This window comes from Azospirillum sp. B510, assembly GCF_000010725.1.
Taxonomy (GTDB): Bacteria; Pseudomonadota; Alphaproteobacteria; order Azospirillales; family Azospirillaceae; genus Azospirillum; species Azospirillum lipoferum_B.
Genome location: NC_013856.1, coordinates 488,835 through 501,271, shown reverse-complemented (window position 1 = coordinate 501,271; position 12,437 = coordinate 488,835). Strand labels below are relative to the sequence as shown.

Genomic DNA, 12,437 nt, shown 5'->3' with positions numbered 1-12,437 from the left:
AACCTCACGCGAAGGCTGGGACCTTCCGCGCCGCGCGGGTCACCGCGTTGCTGAGGCCACCCTTCAGCTTCGCGTATTCCTGCTGGACGTAATTCTCCGCCCAGACCTGATCGGCGATCGGCTCGACCCGGACGGCGGCGTATTTGTATTCCGGCGTCTTGGCGATGGGATCGACGGCGTGGATGGTCAACTCGTTGCAGGCGCCGATCCACCACTGGTAGGTCATGTAGACGGCCCCCTTGTTGGTGCGGTCGGTGACGCTGGCGCGGGTGATCACCTTGCCGCGGCGCGACGACACCCAGACCAGCTCCTGGTCGCGGATGCCGAGAGCCTTGGCGTCCTTCGGGTTGATGGTGACATAGCCGGGCTCGTCGGCCAGCGTCTGCAGGGCGGCGCAGTTGCCGGTCATCGACCGGCAGGAATAATGGCCGACCTCGCGCACCGTGCAGAGGATCAGCGGGAACTCCTCGGTCAGCTGGTCCTGCGGCGGACGCCATTCGGTGGCGAACAGCAGGCCCTTGCCGCCCGGCCGCTGGAAGACGTTGCCCTCATAGAGATACTTGGAACCCTCCGAGTCGAGGTCGCGGCACGGCCACGGAACGGCACCCAGCCCCTCCATCTTCTCGTAGGTGGCGCCGTAGAAGATCGGGCACAGCTCCCGCAGCTCGTCCCAGATCTGCCTGGTGTTGTCGTAATGCATGGGATAGCCCATCGCCGTGGCGAGCAGGCTGATGATCTCCCAGTCATGCTTGACGTCGCCCTTGGCGTCCACCGCCTTGGTGAAGCGCTGGAAGCTGCGGTCGGCGGCGCTGAACACCCCCTCATGCTCGCCCCAGGAGGTCGCCGGCAGGATCAAATCGGCGAACATCGCCGTCTTGGTCATGAAGATATCCTGGACGATGACGAACTCCATCGCCTCGAAGCCCTTGCGCACCTGGGTCAGGTCCGGCTCGGTCTGGGCCGGGTCCTCGCCCATCACATACATCGCCTTCAGCTTGCCGGTCTCCGCCAGATGCGGCACGTCGGTCAGGCGGTAGCCGATCTGGTCGGGCAGCGACTCCACCCCCCAGGCCTTGGCGAACTTGGCCCGCACCTCCGGATCGGTGACCTTCTGGTAGCCGGGGAACTCGGTCGGCAGCACGCCCATGTCGCAGCTGCCCTGCACGTTGTTCTGACCGCGCACCGGGCCGACGCCGACATTCGGACGGCCGAGATTGCCGGTGAGCAGCGCCAGCCCCGACAGCCCCTTCACCACATCGACGCCCTGGCCCCACTGGGTGACGCCCATGCCCCACAGGATGGTGGCGGAGGGTGCTGCGGCATAGATGCGCATCGCCTCGCGGATGTCCTCGGCCGGCAGGCCGGTGATCGCCTCGGCGTATTCGGGGGTGTATTTCTCGACGATCTTCTTGTACTCGTCGAAGCCCTCGGTGTAATTGGCGACATACTCCCTGTTGTAAAGCCCTTCATTGATCAGGACATTGGCGAAGGCGTTGACCAGCGCCATGTTGGAGCCGTTGTTCAGCGGCAGCCACAGGTCGGCCAGACGGGCCGTCTCGATCTTGCGCGGATCGCAGACGATGATCTTGGCGCCGCGCTCCTTGGCCTTGATGATGCGCTTGGCGATCACCGGATGGCTGTCGGCGACGTTGTAGCCGAAGACCAGGACGCATTTGGTGTGCTCGATCTCGGGGATCGAGTTGCTCATGGCGCCGTTGCCCAGCGTCACCTGCAATCCGGCGACCGAGGGGCCGTGGCAGACGCGCGCGCAATTGTCGACATTGTTGGTGCCGAGGACCGCGCGGGTGAATTTCTGCATCACATAGTTGGTCTCGTTGCCGGTGCCGCGCGACGAGCCGGTCGTCATGATCGAATCGGGACCGTATTTGGCCTTGATCTCGCCCAGCCGCTTCGCCGCGTACTGGATCGCCTCGTCCCACGACACCGCCTCGAACGCGGCATCGCGCGAGCGGCGCAGCATCGGGTTGCGCAGGCGCGGCGTCAGCAGCTTGGTGTCGTTGATGAAGTCATAGCCGAAATAACCCTTGAGGCAGAGTTCTCCTTCGTTGGTGACGCCGTTGAGGGGTTCGGCGCCGACGACCTTCCCGCCCTCGACCAGCAGATTGAGTTTGCAGCCCGTACCGCAGTAGGGGCAGACCGCCATATGCTTTTCCATCTCGACCTCGGTGTTCGCTCGATTGCGCGCCGGCTGTGCGTCACAGCCGCGATGATGGGGGAGTGATCGGGGCTCAGGCCGCGACTTCGGCCGCTTCCAGGGCGGCGCGCTCGCGCCGGCGGCGCAGCGTCTCGTCCATCGCCTCCCGGTCCATCAGGGTCAGGGCGCTGGTGGGACAGACCGCGACGCAGGCCGGGCCGGCCTCGCCGCGCCCGACGCACAGGTCGCATTTGTGCGCCTGCGCCTTGACGCCCAGGCTCAGCGTCATGCCGGCGAACTGCCGGACCGCCGGCACCGTCACCACGTCCATCACGCCGAACGGGCAGGCCAGCACGCAGTTCTTGCAGCCCAGGCAGCGCTCCTGCTCCACCTGCACGCTGTTCTGACGATAGACGATGGCGTTGTTCGGACAGGCGTTGACGCAGGGCGCATCCTCGCAATGGTGGCACATCACCGCGGTGCTGACGTCGGCCGTCCTCACCATGCGGATGCGCGGCTTGAAGGTGTCGGGCGCCAGCCCTTCGACGCCGGCACCATCGGAATGGGCAAGCGCACAGGCGACCTCGCATGTGCGGCAACCGATGCACTTGCTCGGGTTGGCAGTGACGAATCTGTTCATTCCCGTCGTCCTTGTTGGCAGCCGGAGGGGGCCGTCGGACGGCCCCGCCCCGGCATCGCTTCACTGGTCCCTGGCGTTGCGCGCCGGTTGGCCGCTTTGGGCACCGGTGGCTTCACGTCCGATCGAAATCGCTTATCGCCCGATCTTTAAAAGTAATCGACGCTGATAAGCCGATCCTATCGAGTATCTTCTCTTTCTTATCAGAGTTTCCGGGACGCCATCCGATAGTCAAAACGGTCCATGACACCCGGCCTTTGTGTCGCGCACCTTATACCCACTTTTTTTATGTGTCTAGTTGACATCGCGTCACCCGGAGGAATAGCGTAGCGAAGTCAACGGCGACATCATGAAAGTCCGCCGGAATGACAAAGATTCGCAACAGCTGGCTCTCCTTCTGCCAAACCGCCGGTGAGAACGGGCGGTTTGGGGGCGTGCGCGAGCCAATACTGTCTTCTTATTGGCCGATCAGGTTTTCTTATCGGGATTTTGAAAGCCCGCCGAGCTCCTGGTCGCCCCACTCGACGCACCCGCCCGGGAAGCCGGAGGTCTGGACATGAATCGCTTCGTTATCGCGGAACCGAGAAAATGCATCGGGTGCAACACCTGCATGGCGGCCTGCACCGAGTCCCATAAGAAACAGGGGTTGCAGGCGCATCCCCGGCTGACCGTCATGCGGACCGGCGACGACACCGGCCCCGTTCTCTGCCACCAGTGCGAGGACGCGCCCTGCGCCCGCGTCTGTCCGGTCGACGCCATCACCTTCGGCGCCGACGCCATCCTGCTGGATGAGCAGACCTGCATCGGCTGCAAGATGTGCGCGCTGGCCTGCCCCTTCGGCGCCATCACGCCCAGCGGCACCGGCATCGCCGGGGTCGCCGGCATCGCCGCCGCCACCCCGACCCAGCCGGCGGCGCTCGATCCGCTGCTGGCCTGGGAGATCGGCGTCAGGAGCGTGGCGGTGAAATGCGACCTTTGCGCCTTTTCCGGCGACGGGCCGGCCTGCGTGCGCGTGTGCCCGACCGCCGCCCTTTACGCGGCCGACGCCGATGCCACCCGCCAGGCTGCTGCCGTCAAGCGCACCCTGGCCGCGGCGGCACCGGTCAGTCTTGAAACGCCGCTCGCCTCGCTGGAGGGGCTGGACCCATGATTCCACTCTCCCTGCTCATCATGTCGCTGCTGCTGTCCTGCGGCGGCGCCATCCTCTGCCTCCTCCTGAAGCATCGGGAGGGGGATGTCCGTCTTGGCGGCAGCGGCGTCGGCATCGCCGCCGCGCTGGCCGGGCTGGCTTCGGGACTGACCGCCATCGGCGCCGCCGAGCCGGCCGTGCTCGACGCCGCCGGCCCCTACCCCTTCGCCCATTTCGTCCTGCGGCTCGACCCGCTGGCCGGGCTGATGATCGCGGTCATCTCGCTCCTGTCGCTGGTCGCCTGGATCTACGGCTTCGCCTATGTGCGCGAATATGCCGGGCGCGGCGTCGGGGCGATGGGCTTCTTCATGAACGCCTTCATCGCCTCGATGATGCTGGTGGTGGCGGCCGACAACGCCTTCTGGTTCCTCATCTTCTTCGAGATGATGTCGCTGGCCTCCTATTTCCTGGTCATCTTCGACCAGGATGACGAGGCGGTGGGCGCCGGCTTCCTCTATTTCCTGGTCGCCCATGGCGGCTCGGTGCTGATCATGGCCGCCTTCTTCCTGATGGCGAACCAGGCCGGCGGCTTCGACTTCGCCGCCTACCGCGCCCATCCGCTGCCGGCCCCGCTGGACAGCGTCGCCTTCCTGCTGGCCTTCATCGGCTTCGGCGCCAAGGCCGGCATGATCCCGCTGCACATCTGGTTGCCGCGCGCCCATCCGGCCGCCCCGTCGCACGCCTCGGCGCTGATGTCGGGCGTGATGATCAAGATCGGCGTCTTCGGCATCGTCAAGGTCGGCATCGACCTGCTGGGCGCCAGCGCCGGGCCGGCGATGCTGGGCTGGGGCCTGCTGGTGCTGGCCTTCGGCGCGGTATCCTCGGTGCTGGGCGTCGTCTACGCGCTCGCCGAGCACGACATCAAGAAGCTGCTCGCCTACCACTCGGTCGAGAATATCGGCATCATCCTGCTGGGCGTCGGTACCGGCATGATCGGCATGGCGCTGCACCAGCCGGTGCTGGCGGTGCTGGGGCTGATGGCCGGGCTCTACCACCTGCTGAACCATGCGGTGTTCAAGGGCCTGCTGTTCCTCGGCGCCGGTTCCACCATCTTCCGCATGCACACCAAGGACATGGAGGAGATGGGCGGGCTGGCCCGCAACATGCCCTGGACCGCCCTGTCCTTCCTGGTCGGCGCGCTGGCCATCTCGGCGATCCCGCCGCTGAACGGCTTCGTGTCGGAATGGTACACCTATCAGGCGCTGTTCGCCGCGGCGCTGGACGGCACCCCGCTGGTGAAGTTCGCCGCCCCGATCGCCGCCGTCATGCTGGCGCTGACCGGCGCGCTGGCGGTGATGTGCTTCGTCAAGGCCTACGGCATCATGTTCGCCGGCGCGCCGCGCAGCCATCATGCGGAAGAAGCGCGCGAGGCGCCGGCCGCGATGGTCGCCGGCATGGCGGTGCTGGCCGTCGCCTGCGTGGCGCTCGGCCTGCTGGCTCCGCTGGTGGCGCCGGTGATGGGCCGTGTCGCGGCGGCGACCATCGGCACCGCCCCGGTGACGCTGGCGGTCGGCACCACGCTGCTGCCGGGCGACGCCCAGCAGGCGACGCTCTCCACCCCGCTGATCGCCATCCTGCTGATCGCCATGGCCTTCCTGCCGATCGGGCTGAAGGCGGCCTTCGCCGCCAAGCGCGGCGGCGACCGCAAGGTGGCGGCCCCCTGGGCGGCCGGCTATCTGCCGGACCATCACATGTCCGCCAGCGCCGGCGGCTTCGCCCAGCCGATCCGCATGTTCTTCGCCCCGCTCTACGCCATGCGCCGCGTGATCGCCGGGCGCTGGACCGTCGTCGCCCACGGCTTCGAACGGGTGGTCACGCTGGCGCGCCGCACCGAACCGCTGGCCGACCGCAGCGTCATCGCCCCGATCGTCGGCGCGGTCGATGCCGGCGGCAAGTGGCTGCAAATCATCCAGGCCGGCGATTTCCGCATCTACTGCCTCTACATCGTCGCGGCGCTGATCGCGCTGCTGGCGCTGGCCGTCTGACGGGAGGACGCCATGCTGACCTTCTCACACCTGATCCTGGGACTTTTCCAGGCGCTCCTCCTGCTCGCCGCCGCACCGCTGGTCTCCGGCCTGTCGCGCATGGTCCGGGCGAAGCTGCACACCCGCCACGGGCCGGGCCTGCTTCAGGACTATCGCGACATCGCCAAGCTGCTGACCCGCCAGGACCTGACCCCGCCGAACAGCGGCTTCGCCTTCCGCGCGATGCCGGCGGTGATGCTGACGACGGTGCTGGTCATCGCCATGGGCATCCCGATGCTGACCCGCTTCACGCCGGTCGCGCCGGTCGGCGACCTGATCACGGTCATCTATCTGTTCGCGCTCGCCCGCTTCTTCTTCTCGCTGTCCGGCATCGACAGCGGCAGCTCCTTCTCCGGCATCGGCGGCAGCCGCGAGCTGACCATGGGCGTGCTGGTGGAGCCGGTGATGCTGCTGTCGCTGTTCGTCGCCGCCCTGCTGGCCGGCTCGACCAACCTCGGCGCCATCGGCGGCGCCATCGCCGACGGCCATGTCCACTCGGTCACCGCGACCATCGTCGCCGCCCTGTCCTTCGCCTACGCCATCTACATCGAGCTGGGCAAGCTGCCCTACGACATGGCGGAAGCGGAGCAGGAGCTTCAGGAAGGCCCGCTGACCGAATATTCCGGCCCGTCGCTGGCGCTGATCAAATGGGCGATGGCGCTGAAGCAGACGGTGGTCGTCGCCTGGTTCGTCGGCGTCTTCCTGCCCTTCGGCAGCGCGCCCGAGATGACGGTCTTCGGGCTGCTGTTCGGGCTGATCGCCTTCGTCATCAAGCTGGTCGTGATCTTCGCCGCCGTCGGCGTGGTCGAGAACAGCGTCGCGCGCGTCCGCTTCCGCCTGACCCCCCAGCACAGCTGGATCGGGGTCGGCGCCGCCTCGCTCGCCTTCGTCTTCTATCTGGTCGGCCTGTGAGCCGGCGAGGGGCAGCATCATGATAACACTCCCCACGGAACCGCTCGGGCTGTTGGCGCTGGCCGCCATCCTCGTCCCCTTCGGCGGCGCGGCGGCGATCGCGGCATCGGAACGGGCATCGGCCAAATGGCTGTGCCAGGGCTTCGCCGCCGCCACCGTCGCGGTAATCGCCATCCTGGCCATGTCGCTGCTCGGCGACGGCAAGGTCGGCGCCACCTACGAGCTGATCTCCTTCGGCCCGGTCTCGATCCTCGGGCTGGTGGTGGACAGCGTCAGCGTGCTGATCGCGCTGGCGGTGATCGCCATCGGCCTCTTGGTCGCGGTCTATTCCGCCGCCTATCTGAACGCCGGCAACCGCGAGCATCCCGACATCGGCCGGCGGCGCTTCTACGCCTTCCTGCTGGTGTTCATCGGCGCCATGACCGGGCTGGTCTTCAGCTCCACCGTCGTCGGCCAGCTCGCCTTCTTCGAGCTGACGGGCGCCTGCTCCTGGGCCCTGATCGGCTATTACGAATCGCCCAAGGCGCTGCGCTCGGCGGCCAAGGCGCTGCTGGTCACCCATGTCGCCTCGCTCGGCCTCTATGTCGCGGCGGCGCTGCTGTTCCTGTCGACCGGCACCTTCGCGCTGACCGCCATCGCCGATCTGGCGCCGGGAATGAAGGCGACCGTGCTGCTGGCGATCCTGGTCGCCGCCTGGGGCAAGTCGGCCCAGCTGCCCTTCCATATGTGGCTGCCCGACGCCATGGAGGCGCCGACCCCGGTCAGCGCCTATCTGCATGCGGCCTCGATGGTGAAGGTCGGCGTCTACATCTTCGCCCGCGGACTGATGTCGGCCGGCGGCGCGCCGGAGATCGTCGGCTGGGTCGGCTCGATCATGGCGGTGCTGACGCTGGTCTACGGCTTCTTCATGTATCTGCCGCAGGTCGATCTGAAGCGTCTGCTCGCCTATTCGACCATCACGCAGCTCGCCTACATCCTCTTGGCGCTGTCGCTGTCGGTCTTCGGCTCCGACCTCGCCTTCAAGGGCGCCATCGCCCACATCTTCAACCACGCCTTCGCCAAGACGCTGTTCTTCCTGGTCGCCGGTGCGCTCAGCTACACCGCCGGCACCCGGCTGCTGCCGTCGCTGCGCGGCATCGTCACCAAATCGCCGCTGCTGGGCGTCGCCTTCGTCTGCGCCGCGCTGGCGATCACCGGCGTGCCGCCCTTCAACGGCTTCTTCAGCAAGTTCGCCATCTTCGCCGGCGGGTTCGAGGTCGGGGCGCATCACTGGGCGCTGATGCTGCTGGTCGTCATCGCGCTGGCGGAATCGGTCGGCTCCTTCGCCTGGTTCCTGAAATGGCTGGGCCATTCGGTGCCCGGCAAGCCGTCCACCACCATGGCCGCGGCAGCACCCCTGCCGGCCGGCATGAAGTTCGTGCTGGTGGCCCTGGTGGCGATGACATTGGTCTCAAGCTCCATCGCCGCCTCGTGGCTCGGCTGAGGGAGGGAACGGTCATGAACGGATTTCTCATCGTCAACGGCCTGTCGGGCCTGCTGATCGTCAGCTCCCTGCTGGTCACGCTCGCCGGCAATCCGGCCAACTCCGCCCGCTTCTACGCGTTGCAGAGCTTCATCCTGGTGATGCTGTTCGTCGCGCTGGCCGGGGCCACCGGGTCGGGCGAGCTGTATCTCTGGTCCTTCACCGCGCTGCTGACCAAGGTGATCCTGGTCCCGGCGATCATGTACCGCGCCTTCCGCCGGCTGAGCGATCCGGCCATCGGCGCGGGGGCGGTGATGCCGACGGCGCTGTCCATCGTCGGCGCCGCCATCGCCCTCATCCTCTGCTTCGTCGTGGCGTCCAAGGTGACGCTGCCGGCGGCCGACGCCATCAAGCCGGCGCTGGCGGTGTCGCTCGCCCTGTTCTTCATCGGGCTCGCCTGCATCGTGGCGCAGCGGAACATCCTGAAGCAGGTGTTCGGCTATTGCCTGATGGAGAACGGGTCGCACCTGACCCTGGCCCTGCTGGCCCCCAACGCGCCGGAGCTGGTGGAGATCGGCATCGCCACCGACGCCATCTTCGCGGTGGTGGTGATGGCGGCGCTGGGATCGCGGATCTTCGACACGCTGCACACGCTCGACGCGCGCCAGCTCACGAGCCTGAAGGGATGACCGCCATGGTACCCTCGATCCTTCCCCCACTTCTGCTGATCGGTCCGCTGGCGGTGGCGCTGTTCCTGCTGACCCTGCCCTGGTTCCGGGAGTCGCTGCCCGAAGCCTTCGCGACCGACAAGGGCGGCGTGGCGCTGCTGGAGCGCATCCATCTGGGCTCCATCGGCTATGTCTTCCTGCTGAGCGTCGCGGCGCTGATCCAGGTGCTGTCGAACGGCGCCATCGCCGCCTTCGGCGACTGGCTGTTCGTCGACGCGCTCGGCGCCGTCTTCATGATGCTGATCGGCGTGGTCGGGCTGATGACCGGCCTCTATTCCATCGCCTACATTCGCCACGACCTGGAGTCCGGCGCCATCGATGCCGGCAAGCTGCGGATCTATTACGGCTTCTTCAGCCTGTTCCTGTTCACCATGCTGCTGGCGGTCACCGCCAACAACATCATCATGATGTGGGCGGCGATCGAGGCGACGACGCTGGGATCCGCCTTCCTGGTCGGGCTGTACGGACAGAAATCCTCGCTGGAGGCCGCCTGGAAATACGTCATCATCTGCACGGTCGGCGTCGCCTTCGGCCTCTACGGCACGGTGCTGGTCTTCTCCAACGCCGCCGACGTGCTGGCTGACCCGCATCAGGCGGTGCTGTGGACGGCCCTGGTCGGCCATGCCGCCGAGCTGGACCCGATGCTGGTCAAGCTGGCCTTCGTCTTCGCCCTGATCGGCTTCGGCACCAAGGCCGGCATCTTCCCGATGCATGCCTGGCTGCCCGACGCCCATTCCGAGGCGCCGAGCCCGGTGTCGGGCCTGCTGTCGGGCGTGCTGCTGAAATGCGCGCTGCTGATCGTCATCCGCTTCTACGTCATCACCGTCGGCACGGTCGGCACCGGCTTCCCGCAGATGCTGCTGCTGACGCTGGGCCTGCTGTCGGTCGGCGTCTCGTCGCTGCTGTTCTTCGTGCAGCAGGATCTGAAGCGCAAGCTGGCCTATTCCAGCATCGAGAATATCGGGCTGATCGTCGTGGCGCTCGGCGTCGGCGGGCCGCTCGGCATCGCCGCCGCCCTGCTGCACGCCATCAACCACAGCGTCACCAAGGCCCTGTTCTTTTGCAGCGCCGGCAATGTCCTGATGAAATACGGCAGCCGCGACCTGCGGGCGGTGAAGGGCGTGCTGCGGGTGGCGCCGGCCACCGGCCTCTTGATGATGGGCTGCGCCCTGGCGCTGGCGGGCTTCCCGCCCTTCAACATCTTCGTCAGCGAATTCATGGTCTTCATGGCCGGGCTGAACGAGGGTTATGGCTGGATCATGGCGCTGTGCGCGCTGTTCCTCTGCATCACCATCGCCGGGCTGGTGAAGATCGTCGCCGACAGCGTGCTGGGCAAGAGCCCGGAGACGATGGCCAAGGGTGACGTCGGCTGGAAGGCGCTGGCCCCGCTGGGCGTGCTGGCGGCGCTGGTGCTGATGCTGGGCTTCGCCGTGCCGCAACCGCTGTCCGATCTGGTGCGGCAGGCGACCGCGGTGGTGATGAACGGCGACAGCCGCCCGGTGGTGGCCGCGCCCTGGCAGACATACGACAGGCAGACATACGACACCGCCCGCGCCGGCGGACAGCTGGTGACCGGCAGCCTCTCGCAGACGGAGATCTCCAAATGAACCTCATCACTCCGGAACGGGTCGGGAGCGGCTACATCGCCTCCCTGCGCGAGAGCCTGCCCCATGCCATCATTGACGAATCCTGGCAGACCGAATCCCAGGTCACCATCACGGTCAAGCCGGTGTCGCTGCCGGACGTCGTGGCCAGCCTCTATTACGACCACAATGGCTGGCTGTCGGTGGTCGTCGGCAACGACGAACGGCCGCTGAACGGCGGCTACGCCGTCTATTACGTCCTGTCGATGGAGGGCGGCGACAAGTGCCATGTGGTGGTGCGCTGCGAGGTGCCGGCCGACACGCTGGAATACCCCTCCGTCACCCCCAGGGTGCCCGCCTGCGTCTGGGGCGAGCGCGAGGTGCGCGACATGTTCGGCCTGCGCCCGGTCGGACTGCCGGACGAGCGCCGCCTCGTCCTGCCCGACGACTGGCCCGACGAGCTCTATCCGCTGCGCAAGGATTCGATGGATTACCGGCTGCGGCCGGCGCCGACCAGCGACGACGAGACCTACCAGTTCATCAACGAGGCCAAGCAGGAAACCCGCGTCGTCCCGCTGGGGCCGCTGCACATCACCTCCGACGAGCCCGGTCATTTCCGCCTGTTCGTCGATGGCGAGGACATCATCGACGCCGATTACCGCATGTTCTACGTCCATCGCGGCATGGAGAAGGTGGCCGAGACGCGGATGGGCTACAATGACGTCACCTTCCTGGCCGACCGGGTTTGCGGCATCTGCGGCTACGCCCACAGCGTCGCCTATGCCAGCTCGGTGGAGAATGCGCTGGGCATCAAGGTGCCGCCGCGCGCCCAGGCCATCCGCTCCATCCTGCTGGAGACGGAGCGGATGCACAGCCATCTCCTGAACCTGGGGCTCGTCTGCCATTTCATCGGCTTCGACACCGGCTTCATGCAGTTCTTCCGCGTGCGCGAGAAGGCGATGACGCTGGCCGAGCTGCTGACCGGGGCGCGCAAGACCTACGCGCTGAACCTGATCGGCGGCGTGCGCCGCGACATCCTGGGCGACCAGCAGGCCAAGACCCGCGAACTGGTCGCCGAGCTGCGCGACGACGTGACCCGGCTGGTCGATGTGCTGCTGTCCACCGCCAATGTCAGCGGCCGCGTCAAGGGCGTCGGCCGGCTCGATCCGCAGATCGCCCGCGACTACAGCCCGGTCGGGCCGGTGGTGCGCGGCAGCGGCCACCGCCGCGACACCCGCGCCGACCATGCCTTCGCCGGCTACAAGCTGCTCGACATGCCGGTCCATGTCGAACAGGGCTGCGACGTGCTGTCCCGCACGCTGGTGCGGGTGGCGGAGTTCTTCGACAGCCTGTGGATCATCGAGACGCTGCTGGACAAGGCTCCCGCCGGCCCGGTGCTGACCGAGGATTTCACCTATGTCCCGCACAAGTTCGCGCTCGGCTTCACCGAGGCGCCGCGCGGCGAGGACATCCACTGGTCGATGACCGGCGACAACCAGAAACTCTACCGCTGGCGCTGCCGCGCCTCGACCTACAACAACTGGCCGGTGCTGCGCTACATGCTGCGCGGCAATACGGTGTCGGACGCCCCGCTGATCGTGGGCAGCATCGACCCCTGCTATTCCTGCACCGACCGCGTGACCGTGGTGGACGTCCGCAAGAAGCGCTCCAGGACCATCGCCTACAAGGAGATGGAGCGCTACTGCCGCGAACGCACGGATTCACCGCTGAAGTGACGGGAGGCGGA

At 67.1% G+C, this 12,437-nt stretch carries 9 protein-coding genes; 7 read left to right on the top strand and 2 right to left on the bottom strand.

Annotated features, from left to right (window positions below; all coding sequences use genetic code 11):
• Window positions 1-4 precede the first annotated feature (4 nt).
• Both fdhF and AZL_RS23585 read right to left on the bottom strand, forming a co-directional pair.
• Window positions 5-2,176, bottom strand: a complete 2,172-nt coding sequence (fdhF, locus tag AZL_RS23590) for a formate dehydrogenase subunit alpha (protein ID WP_012976955.1) — start codon at window positions 2,174-2,176, stop codon at window positions 5-7.
• A 73-nt stretch (window positions 2,177-2,249) separates the two neighbouring features.
• Complete coding sequence (locus AZL_RS23585) at window positions 2,250-2,795, bottom strand: 4Fe-4S dicluster domain-containing protein (protein ID WP_012976954.1); 546 nt, start codon at window positions 2,793-2,795, stop codon at window positions 2,250-2,252.
• A gap of 553 nt (window positions 2,796-3,348) precedes the next feature.
• Between AZL_RS23585 and AZL_RS23580 the strand changes: the two genes are divergently transcribed.
• From AZL_RS23580 to AZL_RS23550, 7 genes are read left to right on the top strand one after another with little or no spacing between them, the layout of a single operon-like run.
• Window positions 3,349-3,942: a 4Fe-4S dicluster domain-containing protein gene (locus tag AZL_RS23580; protein ID WP_012976953.1), complete on the top strand. Its 594-nt coding sequence runs from the start codon at window positions 3,349-3,351 to the stop codon at window positions 3,940-3,942.
• Complete coding sequence (gene hyfB / locus AZL_RS23575; RefSeq protein WP_012976952.1) at window positions 3,939-5,966, top strand: hydrogenase 4 subunit B; 2,028 nt, start codon at window positions 3,939-3,941, stop codon at window positions 5,964-5,966. Before AZL_RS23580 ends, hyfB begins: the two co-directional genes overlap by 4 nt.
• A 12-nt stretch (window positions 5,967-5,978) precedes the next feature.
• Window positions 5,979-6,917 (top strand): respiratory chain complex I subunit 1 family protein, encoded by a 939-nt coding sequence (locus AZL_RS23570; protein ID WP_012976951.1) that lies wholly within the window; start codon window positions 5,979-5,981, stop codon window positions 6,915-6,917.
• 19 nt (window positions 6,918-6,936) lie between these two features.
• The gene (locus AZL_RS23565) at window positions 6,937-8,400 is read left to right on the top strand and encodes a hydrogenase 4 subunit D (RefSeq protein ID WP_012976950.1); all 1,464 of its coding nucleotides are present in this window, start codon (window positions 6,937-6,939) and stop codon (window positions 8,398-8,400) included.
• Between the two features lie 14 nt (window positions 8,401-8,414).
• Window positions 8,415-9,068 (top strand): hydrogenase 4 membrane subunit, encoded by a 654-nt coding sequence (hyfE, locus tag AZL_RS23560; RefSeq protein ID WP_012976949.1) that lies wholly within the window; start codon window positions 8,415-8,417, stop codon window positions 9,066-9,068.
• A complete protein-coding gene (locus AZL_RS23555; RefSeq protein WP_012976948.1) occupies window positions 9,065-10,714 on the top strand; it encodes a hydrogenase 4 subunit F in 1,650 nt (549 codons plus the stop codon). Before hyfE ends, AZL_RS23555 begins: the two co-directional genes overlap by 4 nt.
• The gene (locus AZL_RS23550) at window positions 10,711-12,426 is read left to right on the top strand and encodes an NADH-quinone oxidoreductase subunit C (protein ID WP_012976947.1); all 1,716 of its coding nucleotides are present in this window, start codon (window positions 10,711-10,713) and stop codon (window positions 12,424-12,426) included. Before AZL_RS23555 ends, AZL_RS23550 begins: the two co-directional genes overlap by 4 nt.
• Window positions 12,427-12,437: the final 11 nt, after the last annotated feature.